Raw genomic sequence first — 24,659 nt, 5'->3', positions numbered from 1 at the left:
AATCAGCCGAGCTTGGCGGCCGCCCGCCTCAAACCGCGCAGAATAGGCTCATAAGCCTCTTCGTTTCGGGTCTCCGGGTAGACCATGTAGACCGGATAAACGAATTTCCGCGCTCGTTTGGGCTCTCTCACCCGCCCTCGAGCGATCAGTTTGCGCACCATGCGCGCTGGAAAATACCCCGAGCATTCATTCGCGAGAAGATAATCGAGGCCCATCGGTCCGAGATCGAGGCTGATCGCGGGGTTCGCGTGCTCGGGAAATGCAGCGGCGTGGTCCTGCAAGAAATCCGTTCCCCAATCGACGAGCAGATAGTCGTTAACGCCCCGTCGCGCCGTTGCTTTCGATGACGAGACCAAAACAAACTCCTCGTCGAACAAATGTTCGATCGTCAGGCCGGGCGGGGGTGATGGCCGGTACATGATCGCGAGATCGAGCGTTCCTTCAATCAAGCGCTGGCTCAACATGGCCGAGGCTCCGGCAGTCGCGGAAACAGCGATCCCCGGGATCTGAACTCGCAATCCTGCGGTCCATTTCAGCAGGAATCCGCCCCATAGGCTCAACGGTGCGCCGACGGAAATGTGTTCGGGATGCTGATCTGCAAGCGAGACTTGAAGCTGGGCTTGTTGCCAGACGCGGACCATCGCGAGCGCATGCTTCTGAAAGAGTTCGCCGGCGCCTGTTAGCTCAGCGCCTGACTTCGAGCGGGTGAAAAGAGGCCGTCCGAGCAGATCTTCGAGGCCTTTGATGCGTGCGGAGACGGTTGATTGGGTGATGTTCAACTTACGCGCCGTATCGACGAAGCTTCCGGTCTCAGCGACGACGAGAAATGTGCGAGCGAGATTGACGTCCATCGCGTGGGATCCTCATCGATGAGTGGAAAACTCATCTATCGAAATTTCCGATATCACCAAACGCCAAATTTCGTTTGTGCATTGTCTTGAATCTTATCAATGTCAATGCGACCTGACTCGAGTCGGGTCGACAGACGTGCGTCTGTCAACGATCCAAACGGAAGGACGATTTAAAATGGCTAAAGCTGCAAAGAAAGCCGCCAAGAAGGCTCCTGCCAAGAAGGCAGCTAAGAAGAAGAAGTAATGAATTTCTGCCGCGATCGCAGGAGCGGCCGTTCTGACCTTCTGGCTCTTACGGTTCGTGCGATCGCAGTTCTTCTTATGACCTCGGCTGCTTCCGCAGCCACGATTACCAACCGAGGTGATAACGAGGTCAAACTCACCATCACCCAGGGCTCGTCCCATCAAGACGTGGTTCTGCCAATAGGTAAGGTGATCGGCGGGGTCTGTCAGAAGAGCTGCATCATCCGCCTCAACGACAACGTCAATGACGAATACGAGCTCGACGGTTCGGAAAACGTCTCGGTCGAAGGGGGATTTCTCTACTACGATTCTTCCGAAAAGGGGCTCGCGCCGCCCGCTGGCAGCGCCTCGAAAGAGGGAGAGGGGAAAATAAGGTAGAGAAAAGGTTGCGGCATCGCCTGTTTGGCGCTTGTGTCCCCTCGGATGCAGGCGCCTTTTTCTTTTTGCCGCCTGACTATAGCCCCCCGCCGATCGTCCGTTTTCGGACTAAATTTCGAGCCCGTTGGCTTCAATGAGCCTCGTCGGTCCGAAAATCTGTTGAAAACTTCTGCGCAGTGCGACGTCCACGTCGTAGAGGGTCACGGGCAAACCGAGGTCGGCGAGGCTCGTCACACCGTGATCGCGGATGCCGCACGGGACAATCCCACCAAACTGAGACAGATCCGGGTCGACGTTCAGAGCTACGCCGTGGCTCGACACCCATCGGCTAACCCGAAGACCTATCGCCGCGATCTTATCTTCGACCATCTCGCCCTTTGATGGTCGTCTTACCCATATGCCGACCCGGTCAGGCCGCGTTTCGCCGATCACGTTGAAGTCGGCGAGCGTATCGATCAGCCATTTCTCGAGATGGGTGATCAGGCTGCGGATATCGCGGCCCCGGGTTTCGAGGTCGAGCATGACGTAGGCCACGCGTTGACCCGGTCCGTGGTAGGTGAACTGGCCGCCGCGGTTGGTGTGATAAACGGGGAGCGATCCGGGATTGAGAAGGTCCTGTTCCTTCGCGCCGGTCCCTGCGGTGTAAAGCGGCGGATGCTCCAGAAGCCAGATGAGTTCCTTCGCGCGGCCTTCGCGAATTGCCTCTGTCCGGCGCGCCATAACAGCGAGGGCATGTTCGTATTCGACATAGCCATTGCTGATGGCCCAATCGACGGCGCCGGATGATTTTGCGATCGATAATTTGGATGGCATCGGCGTTAATCTGGATGGTTCTTGAGCGACGGCGAACCTCGAAAGTCGGCTAATTCCGGGGCTATTCCGGCGGTCTGACGTGCGACGATAGCGATCCCGGCATTATATAGAGTGAGTCCGAGGCGAATGGTTCGATAGGCCCCTGGCAAACTGCCGCTTGCGTTTGTGATAACGCTCTGTTACGTGGGCGGTCTTCGCGGAATTGGGCAGCGCCAAACGCCCTTTCGCGAATTCCAGATCCTACGGGTCTGAACTGCGGTTGTGGCGGAATTGGTAGACGCACTACCTTGAGGTGGTAGCGCTGGAAACGGCGTGAAGGTTCGAGTCCTTTCAACCGCACCATTTTATTTTCAAGTGCTTATGTACTTGAGCAAGGCTCAAAAGTTTCGGAGCCCTCCGTCAGCTATTGACGGTAGGGCTCCGTTTTTTTTGGCCGGTTATCTAAACGCCGTGCGCCTCAGGCAGTGGGTATGGCAACGTAGCGATCGCCGTTGGCGGTCTTCAGCTGCATCAGCACCGCGCGCTTACTCTGGCTCTTGGCCTCGCGTAGCGCTTTCGTTACGTCGTGCGGGCCAGAAACAGATTTTCCTCCGACCGACAGGATGATGTCGCCCTGCTGAATGCCCTTCTCGGCGGCAGGGCCGTCGGGATCGACATTCACGACTACGGCGCCGTGCGAGCCCGCGCCCTGAACCTCATCGGCGGGGGCGAGCGTCATGCCGAGCTGCGTATCGGTGCCGGCGGAGTGGTCAAGCTGGGCGGTCTTGTCCTTCGGGAAGGTGCCGACCGTCAGATTGATCGTCCGCTGCTTTCCGTCGCGAATGAGGGCGAGGGTTGCCGATTTACCCGGCGATATACCGGCGATCATGCGGGCAAGGTCGCGTCCGTCCTTGACCGGCTTTCCATCTACGGAAACGATCACGTCCTGCGCCTTGATGCCGGCGGCGGCTGCCGGTCCGCCGTCCTGGGGCTCGTCAACCAACGCGCCCTTCGCCTCCTTCAGTCCGAGACTGTCTGCGATATCGGCCGTCACGGGCTGGATCGCTACGCCGATCCAACCGCGAATGACCTGACCTGATGATTTCAACTCATCGGAAACGCGTTTTGCAGTTTCGGCTGGAATGTCGAACGCAATCCCGACCGAGCCGCCGGACGGAGAGAAGATGGCGGTGTTCACGCCAACGACTTCGCCCTTTTGATTGAACGTCGGGCCGCCCGAATTGCCTTTGTTGATCGGGGCGTCGATCTGAATGAAATCATCATAAGGACCGGCTCCGATGTCGCGGCCATTGGCCGATACGATGCCAGCCGTGACAGTGCCGCCGAGACCAAACGGGTTGCCCATCGCGACGACCCAGTCGCCGATGCGCGGCGTCGAAGACGCGAAGCGCACGAACGGGAAGTCGGACGATCCCTCGACTTTCAGGAGGGCGATGTCCGTCTTCGGATCGGTGCCGGCCACCTTGGCCTTATAGCGTTTTCCATCCCCCATCGTGACCTCAACGCTCTTGGCGTGATCGACGACGTGATTGTTCGTAATCAAATAACCGTCGGCAGAAATGAAGAAGCCGGAGCCCTGCGCCTGCATGAGATGGTGCTGAGGCTTGGTGTTGCCGTTATTCGATTGAGGACCGAATTGACGGAAGTCGAAAGGCAAGCCCTGAAGCGGGTTGTCACCCTCTTGTCCGTCCGACGATCCGTCCGTCGCGTCAGCGACTTCGTCAATCTGGTCTGCTTTCACAAACACCGAAACGACGGCTGGTTTCACGCGGTCGACAAGGTCCGCGAAACCTGGCTCGCTCCGGCTGTCCTGAGTGGTGGCGCTCAGATCGGCGACGGGCGTCACCATAGACGAGCCGGGAAGGTTGCTGTTGTTGGCAAGGACTGCCGTCGTGCCGAGCGCGGCGATGATTGCAGCGCAGGCTGCCAGTGTCCGTTTATGCGAAGTGATTGTGCCCGTTGACTTCGGGCGGCTTGCCGTCGTGTCATCCATCTTCGTCGTTCCTGATCAATGCGGGACGTGCGCATGCTGCGCATCGGGGGGATGAAGGCAGTTTGGCGGAGCCAAGCTTTCCGGAAGCCGTCCAACGCCTTAAAAATAGGAAAGCAAAGCGGAGTGAGGACGGCGTCTGCGGTACCGAAATGGCCCACCGTCCAGACCAACACGATGATTAACGGGTGAACTGGCGCCGGCCTACATTCTCCAATTTGATCTATTTCTTTGGCAAAGGAGTTGGATCGTTCGGGGCAAAATCATCCTGGCCTTCAACGCTGGAGATACGCCCCATGTCCGATCTCGTGGTCATCGTCTATCCGAACGAGGCGAAAGCCGAAGAAATGCGCACGAAGTTGCTCCAACTTCAAAATGAGTACCTGATCGAGATCGGCGATGCCGTAATCGCGGTCAGGCGTGAAGACGGCAGGGTGAAGCTCAATCAGCTGATGAATACGACGGCAGCCGGGGCGATATCCGGCGGCTTTTGGGGAACGCTGGTTGGCTTGATCTTTCTAATGCCGCTTCTCGGCGCGGCGGTCGGCGCTGCCTCGGGCGCGCTGGGCGGCGCGCTCTCAGACTACGGGATCAACGACGACTTCATGAAGAACCTTGCGTCCAAGCTGACGCCGGGAAGCGCTGCTCTTTTCGTCGAGATCAGGAAAATGACGGAAGACAAGGTTCTGGAAGCAATCAGGGGGACCGGGGGCGAGCTACTGCAGACGTCGCTCGATCATACGAAGGAGCAAGCATTGCGAGAGGCGATTTCGGCTCACGTGCCTCCGCCTCCGCTTCCAGAGAGTTCGACGACAACTCCGCCACCGCCGGGGACCTCTCCGCCGGCCGGTGCAAACCCAAATCTGACGTCTTGAGAGTTAGCTTCGCCGTCGGATCAGTTGAAGAAGGAGGGCCAGACCGATTCCGGTTCCTTCGGCTTGACCGCCTTTTTGTTTTTTGCGGCCTGCGCGGGAGTTTCCGAAGTTTCGCCCGTTAGACCATCGGTAATCGAAGGCTTGGTCGAAACTTTCTTATAGCGGTTTGCCTTGTGCTTGGCCCCTGGAACAGCCACCGCGGCGACGTCAGTCTCCTCCAACGGCGTTGGAGCTGGTGACATTGGCCAGACAATCGAGCGCGTCGCGATTGGATTTGCGGCTTTCTTTGCAGCCTTGGCAGCGAGAGCCTTTTGGGCGGCTTCGTCGTAGGAGGCGATCGTCTCGATCTGGCCCTTCGGTACGAAGTGGACGACTTTGAAGCCGCGGTCGTGAAGTTCCTTCAAGAGGTCAGGGACCATTGCAGCGGTCCAAGCGTGAATGTCGTGCATCAAGATGATGCCCTTCTTGGTTGCCGCGAGCTGCGCAAGGATGCGCTGCAGTGCAACTTTCGGGCTGCGCGTCATATAATCCTTTGAATCGACGTCGATCCAGATGGCCGCGATATTCCGGCCCTTGAGATAGCTCTCAGTCTGTTTCGTCGAATTCAGATACGGAAAGCGGAAGAGGGGCGCGACGGGCGTTCCCTTGGCCTGCGATACGGTCGAGATCGCAGCCTCGATCTCCTGCTGGGATTTGGCCAGCGAGATGGCGCGGATGTTTTTGTGCGACCAGGTATGCGTGGCGACGGTGTGACCGGCGGCTGCAACTTCGCGCACCATCGCGGCATCGGCCAGCGCCATTTGGCCGACCATGAAGAAGGTGGCTTTGGTGCATTGGTCTGCAAGCGCCTTGAGAATGGGCTTCGTCACGGACCGCATCGGGCCATCGTCAAACGTCAGGACGACTTCGCCATCGTTGAGCAGCTGCTGGGCGCCGCGCATGTCGCCGCCGACATTGGGGCCGCCAGCCGAATCTATTTCGACGACGCGCGATACGCCGAGGCGCGTGGGATCGCCGGAGCAGGCGTCCACATTAACCGAGCCGCCGGCTTCAATCTCAGCCGAAAGCGGGTCGTACGCTGCAAGCGCAAACAATGACACCAACGCCGCGATGTAAATGGAAAGCTGCCGCATATCTTCGCTTCGTCCTTAGAACCGAGCCGGACTTGTACGGGCGAGCATATGAATGTTCAAGGAATGGGCATTACCGGGCTTCGATCGGATCGCGCCTGTTACTGAATAGCCGCGATGGCGGGCGGGACTGCTTGTCGGGGGTGGCAAGCACGGCTGACATGACGCGCTTGGTGCTTCATAGAAACACCCGGAATTTCAGAGGGAAGGCGGCAGATGACAGTTAACGTCAGGCCAATTGTGGCGAGCGACGAACAAGAGTGGCTGGCGCTTTTTCGCGATTATATCGCCTTCTACAAGGCGAGCGTGCCTGAGGAGGTCATCGCGCAGACGTGGCAGCGTCTTCTTGGGCAAGAGGACAACATGATGGCGCTGATCGCTCGCGATGACGCCGGGCAAGCGCTTGGGATCGCGGCTCTCATCTTCCATCGATCGACGTGGTCGCCGACTTGGTACTGCTATCTCGAGGATCTCTTTGTTGCTTCGGAGGCGCGCGGGCAGGGCGTGGGGCGCGCGCTCATCGAGGCGACCTATGCGGAAGCCGACCGGCGCGGTGTGAACCGGACGTATTGGGCAACCCAAGATGACAACGCGACTGCCCGCAAGCTTTACGATAGCGTCGGTCAACTAACGGAGTTCGTCCAGTACCGGCGGTGACTTGCGTCAGACGAGGCCGTTGATGTGATCGAAGAGTTCGACGGCCTGCGGGTAGGCCCCGAGAATCTGGGACATCTCACCCGATAGTTCCCGCAGCCGAACTTTCTGCGCCGACGTCGGTGTTCCCGCACGCATGAGCAACTCGAGTTCCGACAGCCGCTGTTCGAGATGTTGCGTGCCGGTCTGGCGCGCATAGAAGCGATGCATTTCAACGATCGCGGGAAGGACGCCCGTGTAATCGACAAAGCCATCGGCCGTCGCGATGGATGCTGCCGACCCGTTCACAGCCGGTGAAAGTGCTGGCTGGGCTCGTTGGGGCTGCGGTTGCGGGTGGGCCTGCGGCTGTGATTGACGAGGAGCGGCTGCCGGGCCCGGGTGCTCCGCCGGTCCTGGCGACGGTCGCGGTCTTTGAGCCGCGGATTGCGAAATACGATCCTGCAGGCCGCCGCTACTCCCCGGCTGCGCTGGATGTCCGCCGGTCGTGACATGAGGTTGGTTGGCCGGCTGGCCGCCCGCGTGGGAAGGCCCGACATTTTCGATCTGACCGCGCTCGAAGTTGACGTTGAACGTCATCGACTCGTCGTTGCGGTTGATCTTCTCGGTGAGAATGCTGCGGACTTCTTCGAGAATGGACCGATCGGGAGCGGTAAATCGGGAGATGATGCCATCGCTCGATGAGATCAGCAGATAGTGCGTTTTGTCTTCGGGGCGAACCGCGAGCCCGGCGAATCCGAGAGCGATGAACCCGAGAACGACCGTCGCGCCCGTCGGCGCCAGAGGACCCCAGGAGAAGTCCGGCCGCATCGAACCCAAGGCCATCACGAGGAAAAAAGCGGCTAGCAGCCAGAAGAGCCCTGTCGGTCTCGCCGTGACGTGCGTTCCGACACTGACGGTCGAAATATTGGAAATCGCGATGGTGCGTGTTGGTGTCGACAGCACACGTCTGTCGATACGGAGCTGCGCGAACGTCCGTGTCGCCGCTGCGCTCTCTCTGATTTGCCCCGAAAATACCATCGCATGCCTGATCATGGGACAACGTAATAGTCCGAGCCGAAACATAGTCGATGCGGCACGGAAACAGAAGCCTCAGCGGCTAGTTACACAGGGTTTTCAGCTTGCCGGAACGTCAAGCTTGCGCGTCAAATCCTCGAATTCCCTACGCAACTCGTCGCTTTTGAAGATTTGATCGAAGCTTGGCGCTTCGAGTTTTTGAATCGCCTCGAACGATGTCGAACTCTCTCGAATCAAATTTCGAAGCTGCACGCTCGCTTCGACCGTATCGTAGGTGTTGTCTGCAATTTTCAGATCGTGCGTCGCCTTGAGCCGAGCGCCGGCTATTTGTTCGCGCTGTTGCTGCAGATAGCGCCGGTAGGCCTTTGCCGCTTCGTCCGCGACTTGCTGGCTTGCGCGATTGGACTCGAGAGCGCGCTGCTGGTCGGGCCGGTTTTCGGCCTTCATCAGTTCTGCCGTTCGCGTGCGGGCGGCGGCTATGTCGGCGATGATGGCGTCGAGTTTGGGAAGGTACTGTGTGTCGATTTTGGTGATCGTCGCGTCTTGCGCCTGGACCAGCATTGCGAACAGCGCGGCGTGCATGGCGAAATAACGCCGGGCCGCTTCCATATTGTCGCCGGTCGTTCCGATCAGCTTGGCCAGCTGACCATCAATCGTTTTCGCCGCGTTGAAAACGGCGACGAGGCGAACGAGATCGCCGGAGAGCACGCTGTCGAGCAACAGATCGACTTGCTCCGGGGCGAGGTCGATGCCGGAATTTTTCAAAGCCGAAGCGATCTCGGCTTTCTGATTTTTGATCTCGGTGCGGTTGGCTTCGATACGCTTCTTGTTTTCGGTAATCTGGTCCTCGATCGAGGCGATCGTGTCGTTCAGGATTCCGGGCAGCGTTGCGTCTTTCGGTGCGACGAGCTGCTTCTCCTTCAGCTTCACGTTCGCATCCTCGAGTTCGCGGATGTTGTGACGAAGCACTTCGACGCGCTTTTGCACCTCGACGACCGGCGCATTGGTGACGATCGCCAATGCAGCGTCCAGGAGATCGCGGACCTTGGCGTTGCGATCTTCGCGCGTCTCCTTCCAAAAGGGTGGAATGATGTACTCGTCGCGGCTGGGCAGCTTGCTCGCTCCGACGCGCGTCGTCGCCGCATCTCTCAGGATCGCGTCGATGGCGGTCATCAGCGCCTTGGCTTGTTCGTATTGCGGATCGCCGTCGCGCGGATCGGCGATTTCGGCCGGAGGCGTATCGTCGGGCTTTGAAGGTTTTTTGGTCGGATCGAGCGCGGTTGCGGGAGCTTCCGAGGCAGTCTTGCCTTCGATCTTTTTCAGCCAGTCGCCTATGGCGTCGCGCTTGGCGGTCTGCGCATCCGCGCCGCTCGACAACGCCACCATCAAAATAATTGCGAGATATCGAGCCCTTGCGGGTCCCTGCTTTGCCGACATCGACGCCTCCACAGCCGCAATGGCGCGAAAATTCCGGCAAATCAATGGTGCCGATCGTTCACGGTAGATGCAATCTAAACGGATGCTGACAATCCTATCGAGCAGCTGCGGCACGGATCAGCCGCTGGAAGTCCTCGTCGATCAGGCGGACGTCGTCCAGCTCAAGCATCTCGCGGAACGGCGGGGCGGCTTTGTTGGCCGGTTCGGCGGGCTTGCTGCGCTTGGCGCCGGCCGTTCCGAAGTTTGCGTAGAGCCGAAGTTTCCTTGGTCCAGCATGCAGCGCTGCGAAGCGGTTGGGCGCGGACATCATGATAAAGATGCCTGTGGCTGCGAATTCAGTGCCCGGGACGGCGCGGAGAACCTCGCGGAGCACATGATCGGCAAGCGGCCTCAATCCTTTGGCTTCGCTCAAGAGATGTTGAATTGGGTCGCCGGTCATTGCTGCGGCGGGCGCTGGTGAAGGCGGTGGTTGAGGTTTCCAATCGCGAAAAGGCCGCGCGCGGGCAGGGGGCTCGTCGCTTTGTTCTCTCAGAGAGGGGGAAGGGCGGCGAACGGGGGCGGGCGCGCGGTCGCCGTTCTCAGCATAGATGAGCCGGCCGTCGTTGTGATGGATGCGCTCGAGCCACGAGGCCCATGCGAACTGGAAGCCCTGGTGTCTGAGCCAATCGATAATGTCATTGCGTTGGTTGAGGCCGGTTTCGGCGATTGCGGCCATCCAGCCCGCGAGGTCGCGGCCCGTGTCCTCCGCAAGCCCGGCTATAAACTCACGTTCCTTTTCGGCGAGATCGTTACTCATGGCGGTGAAATATCAAATCCAACGCCGTGAGCGGGACTTATAGTTTGTATACGCGTCGCCAAAGATCGCTTCCAGGTGGCGTTCCTCTGGGATGATTTGCAGCGCCGTCACAAGGACAGCGAACACCGCTGCTGCGACGGCGAACCAGATCGATTTGGTGATTTCCGCTCCATAAAGGAGCAGGAGGACTTCGCCAAGGTAAATTGGATTGCGAAACCTGACATAGGGGCCGGTCGTGACAAGCGCCGTCGGGGTCTTGTTCGGCAGAATTGTCGTTCGATGCGCGACGAGGGTTTTCAACGCGAAGACGATCAGCAGAAGTCCAAGAATGCCGAAGCTCAGGCCCAGCCAGTGGGCCGGCGCGTCATCGGTCCCCGGCCACGGCAAGGGCGCCATTACCGTGAGCGCCCATGCGATCATGACGACGCCGGCCAATAAAAGCGGCGGCCAAGGGACGATCGTGGCGGGCGCGATAGCTGATGAGGCAGGGTTGCGATCGGTCATTCGGCTAGCTTATCGCCAAATGTCCTCGCGGTCAGCCCGATGCGAAGCTCACCGCTCCATCAGGGGACGGGTTTGGCCGTTGCTGCGGGCGGAGCGGCTGGCACCTTCTTCTTTTTCGGAGCCGGGATGGTCGGCGCCGGCGTTTCGTGCGGATCTTTTTCGTTCAGTTCCTTCTCGAGGTCGTAGCTTTTGCAACCCAGTGCCACGAGGCGCTGGTTGTAAGCCTGCAGCGACTGAATTTCCGCGGCGTGCTCGCCCTGAGGGTCGACACCGTGCGACAGATTACCGAACGTCGCCGCCATGCCTGCCTGTATGCCGCGGGAGAGGCTCGATGCCTGCTTCCGATCGTCGAATCCGCGGAGTTGCAGAATGCGCACTTGCATCCGCCCGGAAATCTGTTTGCAATTGAGCTTGTCGTCCGGCGTGTCGGGTTTCGACTTCTTTGCGTAGGCGGCAGACGGCAGGGCTGTCGCCAAACAGAGCAGGGTGATTAGAGCTGTTGATCGCATGGCCACTCGCCGTAAGTGTTACATTCGCAACCCATAACATATCCGCGGCAGTCTAAAGGCAAACCGCGAGTACGGTCGAACTGGCCGCGGGTATCGAAGACGGCGGCTTTAAATTCTGCTGGTAGGTTTTTACGGCGTATCTGAACGCGGTTGGGGGACTTCTTGCGAGACGGGATTTTGCAAATGTTGAATTGCCGGTTGTGGGCAGTAATCGCGGCTTTTTCGGGGGTGCTTCTGGCGAGCCTATCGGCTTCTGCCCAGGACAACATGCCAACCCATGTCATGTGCGATTTCGACAAGGGTTACTCTTGGACCTACGATCAAGGGAAGTACCAGTCCGCTCCACCTTCGGATCTGACATTTGAGATCGGCGGCATCGATCTCGACCATCAGTCGGCGTCTCTTATTCTTGACGGGCACACGGCCGCCAATCTCAAAATCGTGCGGGCGATCAACGCCAACCATTTCCTCGAGGTCGTCAACGAGGGTTTTCTCAATCTCACGACGATTTATGACCGGGACCCTGCGACCGGAAAGTTTCCGGCGGTGCATTCACGGCACTTTGGCCTTTTTGGGCAGCCGGTTTTTGCCCAATATGCTGGAAGCTGTGTCGCCAAGCCTTGATCGGATGTGGACAGGCCGGTTGCCGTTCCCCCGGTGCTGATGCAAAACCCTGCCATGACATTGCACCTCGTCAAGCTCTGCGTCGGCGCTAGCACGATCGAAGATCTTGCAGCCTGGCAGACCGAACATCGTCCGTATAAGCTGCGGGACGGTAAGCGCTGCGTTTATCACCGGACGTTCCAGTCGCCGAAGCGACAGGCCGAACTGCTCGACGGGGGGTCGATCTATTGGGTCATCAAGGGCGTAATTCTCGTTCGGCAGGAGCTCGTCGGCTTTGAAGACGGCACCAAGGACGATGGCACGCCCTGCTGTCTTCTCCTCATTTCGCCGGGGCTTGTCCCTGTGCGTCCGACGCCTCGGCGCGCCTTCCAAGGATGGCGGTATCTCGGTGCGGACGACGCGCCTCCCGATCTTGCGGCGGGCAAAAGCGATCAGATTGCATCCATGCCGGCGGATATGCGTAAGAAGCTTGCCGACTTGGGTCTGATTTGAAATTCAACAGCTATTCCAGAGCCATTCATGTCCCGCCCTCCCTTCACGCCGACGGTTGCAGCCCTGCCGAAGCTCGTTCCTTTCGTTGGGCCCGAAGCGATGGAGCGCGCACGGGGCAGGCCCTTTCGGGCGCGGATTGGGGCGAATGAAAGCGTTTTTGGTGCTTCGCCGCTTGCGGTGGCGGCCATGCGCGATGCGGCGGCCGAGAATTGGAAATATTCCGATCCCGAAAGCTATGAGCTGCGCTCGGCGATCGCTGCCTATCATCAGGTGCCGATCGAGTGCGTCGTGGTTGGCGAAGGCATCGACGGACTTCTCGGCCTCACCTGCTCATTGTTTCTGACGCCGGGCAGCGGTGTCGTGACGACGGACGGCGCTTATCCGACTTTCAATTTTCACGTTCTCGCGCATGGCGGGAAGGTGCATGCCGTTCCGATGCGTTCGTTTCGTGAGGACGTGCCCCGGCTTATCGACACGGCGAAAGCGACCGGTGCTGCCCTCATCTACGTATCCAATCCGAACAGTCCGATGGGAACGTGGTGGGGCGCCAGCGATATCGCCGCATTCATTGCCGAGCTTCCGCCCGAGGCACTCCTCATTCTCGATGAAGCCTATTGCGACACGGCGCCAGAGGCGACGTCCCCGCCGATCGACGTGTCGAACGCTCAAGTGATCCGCTATCGCACGTTCTCGAAGGCTTACGGACTCGCGGGGGCCCGTATCGGGTATGCGATTGGCGAGCGGAGCACCATCGAGGCGTTCGACAAGGTTCGCAATCACTACGGTATCAATCGCGTCGGGCAGCTTGGCGCGCGCGCGGCGCTTCTCGATCAGGATTACCTGAAGCGGGCAGTCGCGCAAATTGCAGCGTCGCGAAGTCGGATCGGCGCTATCGCCGAGGCGAATGGTCTTTCATCGCTTTCGTCTGCCGCGAGCTTCGTCGCCATCGACTGCGGAGCGGATGGCGCGTTCGCGGCACGCGTGCTAGCGGGCCTTTTGGAGCGAGATGTTTTCGTGAGAAAGCCGGTCGCGAAGGGACTGGAACAATTCATCCGCGTTTCGTACGGAAAGGACGAGGACCTCGATATTTTCGCTTCTGCGTTAGCTGACGTACTGGCCTCGGTTCATGCCTGACGATCGGCACGCGTGACGCGCCGACTCGTCGCGCTCCGAGGCAGTGGCTTCTGTCGCGGCCGGCTCTGCTTCGCAGCCTCAACTTCGATCCCTGAAATGAGGATTTTGATCGCGGCATCGAAAACTTCGTCGTCACCGAGATCGGCAAAGATCGGCAACAACTTCTTTGTGAGCGGCAGATCGCTCTGCCCTTCAATTTCACGTAGAGCTTCGGCGCCGGGCTTGTTGAGCAAGCCGTCGATTTCTCCCGCGCACACACCGAGTATGGCTGCATAAGTCGCAAATCCGACCGCCGGGACATCGGCTTCGCGCAGGCCCGCATCCAACAGAGCCCGGTGCCATTCTTCGCCGAGTTGCAGTTCGCGCGGTCCGGTGCTCCAGAAGCGGAGCAACAAACGGAATGCGTTGGGATATCGCTTCGCGATCTTCCTGTACGCCCTTGCCATTTCCGAGAGACGATCCTGCCACTTCATGTGCGGCTTAGGGCGCGCGACCTCATGGTGCAACCGATCGGCGATGGCGCGCTCCAGGCCTTCCTTGGAGCCGAAGCGATAGCTCAATGTCGCGACGTCGCAGCCAATGGCTCTTGCCGCACAACGAAGACCGAAACCGTCGAGGCCACCGCGCTCAACTTCCATGAGTGAAGCCTGGACGAGGTCCGCTTCGATAAGACCTCTTTTGCCGCGGGTGGGTTTCGTTTTCATCACTGTTGAAATTTGCCCTTGCGGATCGGCAAGTCAAGCACTATTCCAACACTGTTGAAATAAGTAGGGCGGCGAGGGAATGGCGTCTACCATCGATGGGGAGTTCACGGCGCGTCAGAGGCTATTGAGCCTTGCGGCCGTCTTGTCGACGTCATTCGGCACCGGCATTTCCTTCGGCATAGGCTTTCCGCTGATCTCGCTGACCTTCGAGATGTGGGGCCAGCCGAGCTGGATGATCGGACTGGCAGGCGCGGCGCCGCCATTTGCTATTCTTTTGGCGCTTCCGATCGCGCCTCGGGTGATTGCAAAACTTGGATCGGTCCGGGCGATCGCGCTTGGATGCCTCATCGGCGGCTTGGGATTCGTGGCGCTGGGGCTTTTTCAATCGCCTTGGGCCTGGATTGCAATCCGCGTTCTGATGAGCGCCGGGTTCGCGATGCCGTGGCTTGCGGGAGAGACGTGGATCAATGCAGTCGCGCGTGAGGAGACGCGCGGGCGTGTCATCGCAGTCTACGCCATGGTCTTTTTTACGGGCTACGCGGTGGGGCCGATTTTGCTCCAGGCGCTCGGCCTGGTTTGGCCATGGCCGTTCCTCGCAGCTGCCATCGTGACGGGCCTCTCCGGATTGCCGATCGTGCTCGGGCGGCGGCTTGCTCCCCCGACAACTCACGGCAGTTCGGTCAACGTTGCCTCGGCCCTTCGAATGTCTCCGGTGGCAATGGTTGGCGCTTTTATCGGTGGCTTTTCGGAGATCACCATTCTTTCGTTGATCCCCAACGTAGCGCTCGCCGGCGGATGGTCCGAGCAACTTGCGCTCACGATGCTGACCGTCACGACTTTGGGGGGGATCGTGCTTCAATATCCCATCGGCTGGCTGTCGGACCTCATGTCCCGATTCACCATGATGGTCGCATTCGTGGTCATTTTCATCGCGCTGGCACTCGCGCTGCCGTTTGCACTGAATGATACGGTCGCCGGACTGGTGACGGCGTTTCTCATCGGTGGTGTCATTCTTGGGTTCTACGCGCTGGGGCTCGCGATCATCGGGGAACGTGTAAGCGGCGCCGATCTGGCTGCCGCGAACGCCGCATTTATCATCATGTATCAGTGCGGCGGTCTGGTCGGTCCGCTCTTCGCCGGCATCGCGATGACGGATAATGCCGTTCAGGGTTTCGTCGCGATCGTGATCGTGACAATGGCTATAACCGGTCCGGCCTTGCTTATCTTCGATCGGATCGAGCGCCGCCGCGCTCGTGCGCAGGCTTGATCATGGTTAACGGTTTATTTGCGTCTCGGCGCTAGCCTCGTGCAAGGTTCAGCGTAGCGGATTTATTCCGAGATCGACCATGATCGTGCGGTCCATCCTGTCGTTCTTCTCCGTGCTCGCGTTCGGCGCGATGACGGCGGCTGCCTTCTTTGCCCTGATGCCGTGGTTTTCAGATCATGTGCCCGAAAGCGTTCGCTCTGTGACGCAGGGTCTGGAGTTTAACTCGCTCATCATTGGCTTGGTGCTCGGCTTGACGCTGGGGGCGGTCGGCCGCTGCAACTGGTCCGACATTCCACGCCGCATCGTCACGTGGTTCCTCGTTCGCGAGCAGAAGTTCTTTTATTACGCGCTGATCGCCGTCTGCGGCGGAGTGCTGTTCTTCTATTGAGCGGATAATAGAAAAAGGCGGCCCTTTCGAGCCGCCTCTTCGTATTTCAAATCGCTGAGAGAGCCTCAGACCGAGTAGTACATGTCGTACTCGACGGGATGCGGCGTCATCTCGTAGCGCATGTTTTCTTCCATGCGCAGAGCGATGTAGGCGTCGATCATGTCGTCGTTCATAACGCCGCCGGCTTTCAGGAAGTCGCGATCCTTGTCGAGGCTGTCGAGAGCTTCGCGCAGCGAAGCGGCGACAGTCGGGATCTTGGCAAGTTCGGCCGGTGGCAAGTCGTAGAGGTTCTTGTCCATCGCCGGGCCGGGATCGATCTTGTTCTGAATGCCGTCGAGGCCGGCCATCAGCATCGCCGTGAAGGCGAGGTAGGGGTTCGCGCCGGGATCCGGGAAGCGGACTTCGATGCGCTTTGCCTTCGGGCTCGTGACGTGCGGAATGCGGCACGACGCGGAACGGTTGCGCGCCGAGTAAGCGAGCAGCACCGGCGCCTCGAAGCCCGGAACCAAACGCTTGTAGGAGTTGGTCAGCGGGTTGGTGAAGGCGTTGATGGCCTTCGCGTGTTTCAGGATGCCGCCGATGTAGTAGAGGCACATCTGCGAGAGGTCGGCGTACTTGTCGCCGGCGAACATCGGGGTGCTGCCTTTCCAGATCGACTGGTGGACGTGCATGCCCGAGCCGTTGTCGCCATAGACGGGCTTCGGCATGAACGTCGCCGTCTTGCCGTAGGCCTGCGCAACGTTGTGCACGACGTACTTGTAGATCTGCATATGGTCGGCCATCGTGATCATCGGGCCGAACTTGACGCCGAGCTCGTGCTGAGCGGCGGCAACTTCGTGGTGATGCTTTTCGACGGCGACGCCCATCTCGGACAGAACCGAGAGCATCTCAGAACGGATGTCCTGGGCGCTATCGATCGGAGGAACGGGGAAGTAGCCGCCCTTCACGCGGGGGCGATGGCCGAGGTTGCCCGTCTCGACGTCTGCGCCCGTATTCGAGGGCAGTTCGCTCGAGTCGATCTCGAAGCCGACCGAGTACATGTCGGTCGAGAACCGCACGTCATCAAAGATGAAGAATTCGGCTTCCGGACCGAAGTAGACTTTGTCGCCAATCCCAAGCGACATCATGTAGGCTTCGGCCTTCTTGGCGACCGAGCGCGGGTCGCGCTCATAGGGCTGGCCGGTCGAGGGCTCGAGCACGTCGCAGAAAATCGCGACGGTCGTCTGCGCGAAGAAGGGATCGATATGCGCCGTTGCCGGATCCGGCATCAGCGTCATGTCGGACGCTTCGATCGACTTCCATCCGGCGATCGACGAGCCGTCGAAGGCGTAACCGTCGGTGAAGATACTGTCGTCGACGCAACTGACGTCGGCGGTGACGTGCTGCATCTTGCCCTTGGTGTCCGTGAAGCGAAAGTCCACGAACTTGGCTTCCTTGTCCTTGATAAACTTCAGGACGTCACTCGCGTTTTTCATAGACACTCCCTGTCTAGACGTTTCGTTTTTTACACACGCATGCCGGATCGTTGGCCCAGCGAGGCCATGTCAGGCGCGGTCAGTTTTTTTATAGTGCTATCGTGTCAGATAGCATCTCGGCCGGATTCACCGGTGCGGATGCGAATAGCGTCTTCGATTGACGAGATAAAGATTTTACCGTCGCCGATGCGGCCTGTCTTCGCGGCCTTTTGGATGGACTCGACTGCCTTGTCCAGCATGTCGTCGCTCAAAACCACCTCAATCTTCACCTTCGGCAGGAAATCGACGACGTATTCGGCACCTCGATAAAGCTCGGTGTGGCCTTTCTGACGGCCGAACCCTTTAGCCTCAATGACGGTGATGCCTTGCAAGCCGATCTCTTGTAGCGCTTCTTTTACTTCATCGAGCTTGAAGGGCTTTATAATCGCTTCAATCTTTTTCATTTTCGCCCCTTGAATCGTGGACAGCATGTCGTTTGAAACCCACGCTTGCCCAGTGGCCCCAAGGCTAGCAGAGGCCGTGCCATTAGTGGCGTTCTATAAAAACACCAATTATGTCATCGACTTAGCGTGTGGTCGCGGCTTCGGAGGTCGTCGCCGTGCGCCTAATAAGCCTAAAATTCGTGCCGGATGTATAAATTTCCGGCGAGTCCTTTGCCCAATTCGATCGCAGGCCATCAGTCGCTGAATTTGCAGGCAGGGTCCCAGCGACCCCATCTTGCCCTCAAGCTCGCATCAGGAACATGACATGAATGAATTGCTGACCCCCGCGGAAACGGCGGAAGCTGATCGATTAGCGGCGGTTGAGAATGTAGCAAGCCTCGACCTGATGGCGCGCGCGGGAAAAGCGGTCGCGGACGTCGCGACCCTCATGACACGCGGGCCGGATACGCGCATTGCCGTTCTGTGCGGGCCCGGCAACAACGGCGGCGACGGCTTCGTGGCGGCTCGACTGTTGCGCGATCATGGCTTCGACGTGCGGGTGTTCCTTCTCGGTGAAAAGTCGGCGCTCAAGGGCGATGCCGCGGAAATGGCTCGCCGCTGGCCGTTGCCCATCCGGCCGGCGACGCCCGACGCACTGCAGAGCATGCACCTCGTTATCGACGCGCTGTTTGGGGCCGGGCTTTCGCGTCCACTCGAGGGGGAAGCGGCCGAGTTGGTCGAGGCGGTGAATGCCAGCGGGCTGCCGGTGCTTGCCGTCGACGTGCCGAGCGGCCTCGATGGGGCAAGCGGCGAGGTGAGGGGCGTCGCGATCCATGCGCGCCGGACGGTGACGTTCTTCCGGAAGAAGCCCGGCCATCTGTTGATGCCGGGGCGAGAGCTTTGCGGTGAGGTGACGGTTGCAGATATCGGCATCCCGGAGAAAGTGCTCGAAACCTTGAAGCCCCGCCTGCATGAGAACGGGCCCTTGCTTTGGATCTCCCATCTCAATTGGCCGAAGGACGGTGGTCATAAATACGATCGTGGACATGCGGTCGTTGTGTCGGGTCCGGCGCTTCAAACCGGGGCGGCGCGGCTTGGTGCACGCGGCGCTCTGAGGGTCGGGGCAGGCGTTGTCACCCTGGTTGGCAACGCGACCGCGACGGCGATCATCGCGACGCAGATCACGTCGATCATGGTGCGGTCCGTTTCAGGCGCCAAGGCGCTTTCGGAATTCCTGCGCGATCAGCGCCGCAATGCGGTTCTGATCGGTCCGGGTGCGTCTGTGGGTTCGGACACGGCGGCCGATGTTCTGGCCATTCTAGAGTCTTCGGCTTCAGTCGTGCTCGACGCCGACGCGTTGACGTCGTTCGCTGATCCTGAGGACGACGGGGATCGGGGCGAGGCCAGCATGGGGTTTCTTGCCCGCAATGGCGATCGGGGACCGGCTCAGCCATCCACGCTTTTCGCAGCGATTAAGGAGCGTCAAGCGCCGGTTGTGATGACGCCGCACGAGGGCGAATTCAGACGACTCTTCGGCGAGCTTCCCGGCTCCAAGGTCGAGCGTGCGCGGACGGCAGCGGCGCAATCGGGCGCCGTCATTCTTCTCAAAGGTTCGGATACGGTCGTCGCTGCGCCCGACGGACGGGCCATCATCAATTCAAACGCTCCGGCGTGGCTCGCGACGGCCGGATCGGGAGACGTCCTCGCCGGTTTCGTCACCGGGCTACTCGCGCAGCGAGTGCCGGCATTCGAAGCGGCGTCGGCGGCGGTATGGCTGCACGGGGAATGTGCCGCCGCTTTCGGTATCGGGTTGATTGCCGAAGATCTGCCCGACCTTTTGCCGGGCGTTCTGCAGAAACTTCATCAAGCCACGAAGCCAGCGGGCCGACCCTAGGTCGAAACGCGACCCGCCTGCTTGAGTTGATCGTCGGCATGCAAAAACGCCTCGACCTCGGGCGTGGAAGGAGGACTGACTTCGGAAACGCCGAGGAGTGCCATCAAGCGGGAAATTTCGACGAACTTCTTTTCTTTTCGATCGTAGAGGCCGCCTTTGAATAGGGCTCGTGCCGCGGCTTGTCCGTCGCGCGTTCCGCCGTCGATGACGAACTTCTGTTCCATTACGACGAGCGCTGCATCCCAGCAGAGGAGGCGCGTTTCGAGCCGGAGCTTCTGAAACGTGCGGAGCTCGCGCTGAAAGCGGACGGTGATGGCGCTCGCAATGGGCGTCCATCGATGGCGCAGCACTTCGCGCCAGAGTCCGGAGCGCACCATGAAATCCAGACGGCCGAGGTCCATCAATGTCAGATAGCGGCCGTTGTTCATATGCAGGGAGATGTCGAGGTCGTGCGGCCAGACGCGAAACGGAAGCACGGATGTTTCGCGGGGCACGTCGAGGTGGCCGCGGCCCTTAGCCGTCAGCAGAACCCATATGAGCCTGAGCCAAAGGTTCATGTCGCGGGTCTCCGGAGCAAGTCTTCTCTGGCCTCCTAGGGCAGCTTTTACGTATGCGTCAACTGGACGGACGGCCGCTGCCGGATTTGTCCGTTGCCCGCCCAAGGGTCACAATGGCACCTTAGGTTGTGTAAGATGTGAATCGCGGTCTAAGGCCACCCAAAAGGATTTTGCTCAGATAATGATAAGGGGCTTTTACGCAGCGCCGGTGTTCATTGCTTTGGCCTGGTCGATCGCGATGGGGCAGGCATTTGCCGCCGATGGCGTTTCGGTGCCGTCGCAGGTCGAAGAAGGCGCGGCTCAACTCGTTCGCGGCGACGTCGCAAAAGCGGTTGCAACTTATACCGAAGCGCTGAAGGACACGGGGCTTGCCAACGATCGGCGCGCGACGATCCTCAATGATCGCGGTGTCGCGAACGTGCGCCTCGGTGAAACGAAGCTGGCGCTTGAAGACTACAATCGCGCGGTCGAACTTTTTCCGGAATATCCGGTCGCCTACAACAATCGGGGCAACCTGCTTTTGGCGCTGGGGCAATACAGCGAGGCAACGAAGGATTTTGACCGCGCCATCGTGCTGGCGCCCGGTTACGCTGCGGCCTATTCGAACCGGGGCAATGCACGGATGAAGGCCGGCAAGACGCGCGATGCCATCCTCGATTTCACCAAGGCGATCGAGTTGATGCCGGCCAGTGCGCCACCGCTTTCGGGCCGGGGTCTTGCTTATCTCACAGTTGGAAAACCGCATGCGGCGATACGCGATTTTTCGCGCGCGGTGAATGCTGATGCGCGCTTCGCCTCCGCCTATCGCAATCGCGCGGAGGCGCGCTTGGCAGTCGGGCAAAGTGAAGAGGCGATCGAAGATCTTTCCCGTGCCGTCGCCTTCGACGTGAGCAACAGCGAGCTTTATGTCGTTCGTGGTTATGCATATCTGCTCGGCGGCAATACCGCGTCGGCGATCAAGGATTTCTCGCGCGCCATCGAACTCGATGCCAAATCGAGCGCAGCATACGAGGGACGCGGTCTCTCCAATGGGATCGCTGAAGCATCGGATGATGCCTATGCCGATCTCAACCGCGCGATAGAGCTCGATCCGCGCTCGCCGGTTGCATTCGCGTTTCGGGCGTTCGTGTACAAGCAGAGCGGTCAGCCGGATATCGGCGCCAAGGACGTGCAAACGGCGATCAAGCTCGACGCGAACTCGCCGGAAGCGCTTTGGGCGCGGGGCGAAATCGAGGAAGCCACCGGACAGGCCGATACGGCGATAACGGATCTTCGCCGCGTTCTGCAGTTGCGTCCGAGCTGGCGCTTCGCAAGTGACGCCTTGAAGAGGCTCGGCGCGTCTGCCGATGATGCCGACGACAAAGCGGTCCCCTCTCTCGATCTCGGCAAATGGCACGTCGTGCAGCACGGCAAAGATTACGTGGCCACGAGCGATGAGTACCCGCAGATCCGTGTTCCGCTGGAGATGACGGGCGAAGGGCTGCCGAAACTCCTTGATTGGGAAGTCCGGCCACCGCCGTACGCGGCTTACGGGATATTGCGCTTTTCGGGTGGACGCGTGCCGGTAAAGGGCGGCGGGTTCGAGGACGCGGAGCTTGCAGCGCTCGTCGATATCGCTCAGGCAAAAGTCATCGCGATCGAACCCCATAAGCAGGGTAACCGGGTGGCGACCTGGACATGGGATGGTGACAGTCTGCTCGTTGCAAGCGTCGACGGCGCCACGGACCAATATCAGCTTCGCCCCGTCAACGTCGCGGTCGTTGGACAGCGGCGACCCTACGGCGCCGGTCAGGCAGGTACGGCCGGTTCATGGGACCAGCCATTCGGCTTCGACCCTACGCCAAAGTCTGAGCAGCGTTCGCAACGCCGATCAAAGCCGAAGTCCATATTCGATCTCTTGTTCGGGAATTGATGCAGGTGTGGTCGTCAGCACGAGGTTGCGCGGCTGAATGAGCAGTGCACCTGTCATTGTCTGGTTTCGCAACGACTTTCGCCTGCGCGATCACTCGGCATTGAGTGCGGCCGTTGCAAGCGGCGCGCCTGTCGTTCCGCTTTACATTCTGGACGACGAAACGCCGGGGGATTGGGGGCTCGGCGGTGCGTCGCGGTGGTGGCTGGCGAAAAGTCTGGACGCTTTAGGCCGCGACATCGCCGATCACGGCGGGCGGCTCATTCTGCGTCGTGGCGCCATTCTTCGTGAGTTGCCGCGGTTTGTCGAAGAGACGGGCGCGACGGCGATCTATTTCACGCGAAGCTACGAGCCTTGGGCAGTTGCACTCGAAGGCCAACTGAAGTTGCATTTCGATGAGATGGGCGTTGCGTTCAAGCGTTACGGCGGCCGGTTGCTTCGCGAGCCTGAGGACGTGCGAACCAATGCGAACGGCGCCTATCAGGTTTTCACGCCATTCTGGCGAGCATTCGTCAAGGATCTCGAGCTGCATCGAGCATCTGATGCACCGGATCAGATAAAGTCGCCGCAGCGCTTGCCGAAATCCGACGACCTCCGCGATTGGGAGCTCTCGCCCACAAAGCCTGACTGGTCAGGCGGTCTCGGCGAGACTTGGGAGCCGGGTGAAGGCGGGGCGCGGGTCCGCCTCACGAAGTTCAAAAAGCACCTCGCGGCCTATAAAGGCGATCGTGATCGGCTCGACAGGGAGGGAACTTCGCGACTGTCGCCGCATCTGGCGTTCGGAGAGATTTCACTGGCTGCCTGCTGGCGGGCTGCGACCGACGCCGCCAAGGGGAAGGGCGTGCTCGATCAATCGATCGAGACGTTCATGAAAGAACTCGCCTGGCGCGAGTTTTCATATTCGCTGCTCATGCAGTTTCCGAAATTGCCCGAGGCGCCGCTCCGTCCCGAGTTTGCGGCGTTTCCCTGGCGAGATGAGCCGGCGCAATTGAAGGCATGGCAGCGCGGAAAGACCGGCTATCCGATTGTCGATGCCGGGATGCGGGAATTGTGGGTGACGGGCTATATGCACAACCGGGCGCGGATGATCACCGCGTCGTTTCTCGTCAAGCATTTGCTCATCCCATGGACCAAAGGTGAAGCATGGTTTTGGGACACGCTTGTCGATGCCGATCTCGCGAACAACTCCGCGAGCTGGCAGTGGGTCGCCGGTTGTGGCGCCGATGCGGCGCCTTATTTTCGGATTTTCAATCCAATTTTGCAGGGTCAGAAATTTGATCCGAACGGTGACTACGTTCGGAAGTGGGTTCCGGAACTCGCGAAATTACCGGCGAAGGCAATTCATGCGCCTTGGACTCTGTCCGCCGCCGAATTGGCACAGTCTGGAGTTGTGCTCGGAAAGTCATATCCCAGGCCCATCATCGATCATGGGCACGCGCGCGGCCGCGCTCTTCAGGCATATGAGCAAATAAAGGGCACTTCCAAATTAGCGAAGCGATCCTAATTAAGAGAATGCATTCAAGCTGTTGGGACTCGCCCGAGCATTGGGGCGAAATGCTCAACTCGATATAAGAAACGATTTCGTAATCTATTTGAATTCGGCGGCTTGATTCCAAGACATTCAATCGTGATTTTCTTAACGTTTCGGCATCTTTCGGGATATTATCGTAGTGGGAAGAAGCGATCGCGTATTGCGTGGGGAGCTGTGATGTTGCGGGCATTTGCGTTGGTGGCGATTTTCGCTGCCGTTCATTCGGTTTCGGTGCTCGCTGCGCCGTCAGACAACGAAACCAAGGCGGCGGGCCCCGCCACCGAGAGCCAATCGGGCACAACGACGTTTTTCGGGGACGCGAGTAAGTCCACTCCCGAAGCGGCCACGGAGAAACCTGCGCCGGTTGCCGCCAAACCGAAACCGCTGCCGCCGCCGACGCTGACGGCGTCGATTGATTTGAGCCGCCAGACGATGTCCGTTTCCGTCAACGGCGAGCCGCGTTACAGCTGGGTGATCTCATCGGGCACGTCACAATATCCGACGCCCACGGGAAATTTCCATCCGCAATGGACATCCAAAATGTGGTACTCGCGCAAATACGATAATGCGCCGATGCCGCATGCTGTTTTCATCAATGGCGGCGTCGCTGTGCATGGGACCTATCATCTGGCGGCGCTTGGAAGTCCCGCGTCGCACGGCTGTATCCGTCTTGCGCCTGCGAATGCGAAAACCTTTTACAATCTTGTGCAGAGTCATGGGCTGACGATGACGCGCGTCAGCGTTCATGGGCGTCCGAATTGGCGTGATGGTGGTGCCATTGCCAGCCGGCGGGATCGCGATCAGCGCAGGGATGAGGACGTTGCAAGCAGCGGCTCGAGCAATTGGTTTTGGGGCAACAGCTGGGGAAGTGATGATTCAGCCTACGACACCCGGCCGCTCAAAAAGAAAGATCTCAAGGCGGCTGGCTACGTCATGATCGACGGCGTGCCGACAAAGGTCTACCGGAGGAAGAACGGCGATTACGTCTACAAAGTACCGCCCCGTCCGAAGAAATATTACTACACCTACGGATATGCCAATTGAGCGACGCGACGATTATCGTCGAAG

General features: G+C 59.6%; 25 protein-coding genes and 1 tRNA gene. 13 read left to right on the top strand and 13 right to left on the bottom strand.

What is annotated here, in order from left to right; all coding sequences use genetic code 11:
* Positions 1-2: 2 nt before the first annotated feature.
* Complete coding sequence (locus G359_RS14715; RefSeq protein ID WP_045836736.1) at positions 3-851, bottom strand: LysR family transcriptional regulator; 849 nt, start codon at positions 849-851, stop codon at positions 3-5.
* Between the two features lie 243 nt (positions 852-1,094).
* Here G359_RS14715 and G359_RS14705 point away from each other — a divergent pair, with 243 nt between their 5' ends.
* A complete protein-coding gene (locus tag G359_RS14705; protein ID WP_045836734.1) occupies positions 1,095-1,472 on the top strand; it encodes a hypothetical protein in 378 nt (125 codons plus the stop codon).
* 108 nt (positions 1,473-1,580) lie between these two features.
* Here the strand turns inward: G359_RS14705 and lipB are convergent, their stop codons facing one another.
* Positions 1,581-2,285: a lipoyl(octanoyl) transferase LipB gene (lipB, locus tag G359_RS14700; RefSeq protein ID WP_045836733.1), complete on the bottom strand. Its 705-nt coding sequence runs from the start codon at positions 2,283-2,285 to the stop codon at positions 1,581-1,583.
* 255 nt (positions 2,286-2,540) lie between these two features.
* Between lipB and G359_RS14695 the strand changes: the two genes are divergently transcribed.
* Positions 2,541-2,627, top strand: a tRNA-Leu gene (locus G359_RS14695).
* Positions 2,628-2,742: 115 nt separating this feature from the next.
* On the opposite strand, the gene G359_RS14690 is transcribed toward G359_RS14695, so the two are convergent.
* Complete coding sequence (locus tag G359_RS14690; protein ID WP_045836732.1) at positions 2,743-4,278, bottom strand: Do family serine endopeptidase; 1,536 nt, start codon at positions 4,276-4,278, stop codon at positions 2,743-2,745.
* A gap of 293 nt (positions 4,279-4,571) precedes the next feature.
* Between G359_RS14690 and G359_RS14685 the strand changes: the two genes are divergently transcribed.
* Positions 4,572-5,150 carry a DUF1269 domain-containing protein gene (locus G359_RS14685; RefSeq protein WP_045836731.1) on the top strand — a complete coding sequence of 193 codons (579 nt, stop codon included), beginning with the start codon at positions 4,572-4,574 and terminating at the stop codon, positions 5,148-5,150.
* A gap of 20 nt (positions 5,151-5,170) precedes the next feature.
* On the opposite strand, the gene G359_RS14680 is transcribed toward G359_RS14685, so the two are convergent.
* A complete protein-coding gene (locus G359_RS14680) occupies positions 5,171-6,283 on the bottom strand; it encodes a polysaccharide deacetylase family protein (RefSeq protein WP_045836730.1) in 1,113 nt (370 codons plus the stop codon).
* Between the two features lie 213 nt (positions 6,284-6,496).
* On the opposite strand from G359_RS14680, the gene G359_RS14675 reads away from it, so the two are divergent.
* Positions 6,497-6,937 (top strand): GNAT family N-acetyltransferase, encoded by a 441-nt coding sequence (locus G359_RS14675; protein WP_045836729.1) that lies wholly within the window; start codon positions 6,497-6,499, stop codon positions 6,935-6,937.
* 6 nt (positions 6,938-6,943) lie between these two features.
* Here G359_RS14675 and G359_RS14670 read toward each other — a convergent pair whose 3' ends face one another.
* The 5 genes from G359_RS14670 to G359_RS14650 form a co-directional block, all read right to left on the bottom strand.
* Positions 6,944-7,966 carry a DUF6232 family protein gene (locus tag G359_RS14670; RefSeq protein ID WP_245280044.1) on the bottom strand — a complete coding sequence of 341 codons (1,023 nt, stop codon included), beginning with the start codon at positions 7,964-7,966 and terminating at the stop codon, positions 6,944-6,946.
* Positions 7,967-8,047: 81 nt separating this feature from the next.
* Positions 8,048-9,385, bottom strand: a complete 1,338-nt coding sequence (locus tag G359_RS14665) for a hypothetical protein (RefSeq protein WP_045838057.1) — start codon at positions 9,383-9,385, stop codon at positions 8,048-8,050.
* A 94-nt stretch (positions 9,386-9,479) separates the two neighbouring features.
* Complete coding sequence (locus G359_RS14660) at positions 9,480-10,181, bottom strand: hypothetical protein (protein ID WP_045836728.1); 702 nt, start codon at positions 10,179-10,181, stop codon at positions 9,480-9,482.
* 12 nt (positions 10,182-10,193) lie between these two features.
* The gene (locus tag G359_RS14655; RefSeq protein ID WP_045836727.1) at positions 10,194-10,685 is read right to left on the bottom strand and encodes a methyltransferase family protein; all 492 of its coding nucleotides are present in this window, start codon (positions 10,683-10,685) and stop codon (positions 10,194-10,196) included.
* Positions 10,686-10,744: 59 nt separating this feature from the next.
* Positions 10,745-11,194, bottom strand: coding sequence for a hypothetical protein (locus tag G359_RS14650; protein WP_045836726.1), 450 nt, complete (start codon positions 11,192-11,194; stop codon positions 10,745-10,747).
* Between the two features lie 183 nt (positions 11,195-11,377).
* Here G359_RS14650 and G359_RS14645 point away from each other — a divergent pair, with 183 nt between their 5' ends.
* From G359_RS14645 to G359_RS14635, 3 genes are read left to right on the top strand one after another with little or no spacing between them, the layout of a single operon-like run.
* Entirely contained in the window at positions 11,378-11,818 is a 441-nt protein-coding gene (locus tag G359_RS14645) for a hypothetical protein (protein ID WP_045836725.1), read from the top strand.
* Positions 11,819-11,872: 54 nt separating this feature from the next.
* Entirely contained in the window at positions 11,873-12,310 is a 438-nt protein-coding gene (locus G359_RS14640) for a DUF1489 family protein (RefSeq protein ID WP_045838056.1), read from the top strand.
* 27 nt (positions 12,311-12,337) lie between these two features.
* Positions 12,338-13,444 carry a pyridoxal phosphate-dependent aminotransferase gene (locus G359_RS14635; RefSeq protein ID WP_045836724.1) on the top strand — a complete coding sequence of 369 codons (1,107 nt, stop codon included), beginning with the start codon at positions 12,338-12,340 and terminating at the stop codon, positions 13,442-13,444.
* Here the strand turns inward: G359_RS14635 and G359_RS14630 are convergent.
* Positions 13,435-14,148, bottom strand: coding sequence for a TetR/AcrR family transcriptional regulator C-terminal domain-containing protein (locus G359_RS14630; RefSeq protein ID WP_052699398.1), 714 nt, complete (start codon positions 14,146-14,148; stop codon positions 13,435-13,437). The two genes, G359_RS14635 and G359_RS14630, sit on opposite strands and share 10 nt — an antisense overlap.
* Positions 14,149-14,227: 79 nt before the next feature.
* Here G359_RS14630 and G359_RS14625 point away from each other — a divergent pair, with 79 nt between their 5' ends.
* Together G359_RS14625 and G359_RS14620 are read left to right on the top strand one after the other, a co-directional pair.
* Positions 14,228-15,415, top strand: a complete 1,188-nt coding sequence (locus tag G359_RS14625; protein ID WP_045836723.1) for an MFS transporter — start codon at positions 14,228-14,230, stop codon at positions 15,413-15,415.
* A gap of 79 nt (positions 15,416-15,494) precedes the next feature.
* Positions 15,495-15,803 (top strand): hypothetical protein, encoded by a 309-nt coding sequence (locus G359_RS14620; RefSeq protein WP_045836722.1) that lies wholly within the window; start codon positions 15,495-15,497, stop codon positions 15,801-15,803.
* Positions 15,804-15,868: 65 nt separating this feature from the next.
* Here the strand turns inward: G359_RS14620 and glnA are convergent, their stop codons facing one another.
* Together glnA and G359_RS14610 are read right to left on the bottom strand one after the other, a co-directional pair.
* Complete coding sequence (gene glnA / locus G359_RS14615; protein WP_045836721.1) at positions 15,869-17,278, bottom strand: type I glutamate--ammonia ligase; 1,410 nt, start codon at positions 17,276-17,278, stop codon at positions 15,869-15,871.
* 104 nt (positions 17,279-17,382) lie between these two features.
* A complete protein-coding gene (locus G359_RS14610) occupies positions 17,383-17,721 on the bottom strand; it encodes a P-II family nitrogen regulator (RefSeq protein ID WP_045838054.1) in 339 nt (112 codons plus the stop codon).
* A 304-nt stretch (positions 17,722-18,025) separates the two neighbouring features.
* Between G359_RS14610 and G359_RS14605 the strand changes: the two genes are divergently transcribed.
* The gene (locus G359_RS14605) at positions 18,026-19,594 is read left to right on the top strand and encodes an NAD(P)H-hydrate dehydratase (protein ID WP_045836720.1); all 1,569 of its coding nucleotides are present in this window, start codon (positions 18,026-18,028) and stop codon (positions 19,592-19,594) included.
* Here G359_RS14605 and G359_RS14600 read toward each other — a convergent pair.
* Positions 19,591-20,151: a thioesterase family protein gene (locus G359_RS14600; protein WP_045836719.1), complete on the bottom strand. Its 561-nt coding sequence runs from the start codon at positions 20,149-20,151 to the stop codon at positions 19,591-19,593. The two genes, G359_RS14605 and G359_RS14600, sit on opposite strands and share 4 nt — an antisense overlap.
* A gap of 181 nt (positions 20,152-20,332) precedes the next feature.
* On the opposite strand from G359_RS14600, the gene G359_RS14595 reads away from it, so the two are divergent.
* The 3 genes from G359_RS14595 (at position 20,333) to G359_RS14585 (ending at position 24,635) form a co-directional block, all read left to right on the top strand.
* Positions 20,333-22,063 carry a tetratricopeptide repeat protein gene (locus tag G359_RS14595; protein ID WP_045836718.1) on the top strand — a complete coding sequence of 577 codons (1,731 nt, stop codon included), beginning with the start codon at positions 20,333-20,335 and terminating at the stop codon, positions 22,061-22,063.
* A 37-nt stretch (positions 22,064-22,100) separates the two neighbouring features.
* Complete coding sequence (locus tag G359_RS14590) at positions 22,101-23,564, top strand: cryptochrome/photolyase family protein (RefSeq protein ID WP_045836717.1); 1,464 nt, start codon at positions 22,101-22,103, stop codon at positions 23,562-23,564.
* Positions 23,565-23,768: 204 nt separating this feature from the next.
* Positions 23,769-24,635, top strand: a complete 867-nt coding sequence (locus tag G359_RS14585) for a L,D-transpeptidase (protein ID WP_045836716.1) — start codon at positions 23,769-23,771, stop codon at positions 24,633-24,635.
* Positions 24,636-24,659: the final 24 nt, after the last annotated feature.

This window comes from Hyphomicrobium sp. 99, from assembly GCF_000384335.2.
Lineage (GTDB): Bacteria > Pseudomonadota > Alphaproteobacteria > Rhizobiales > Hyphomicrobiaceae > Hyphomicrobium_B.
This window is presented reverse-complemented; position numbering and strand designations above follow the sequence as displayed.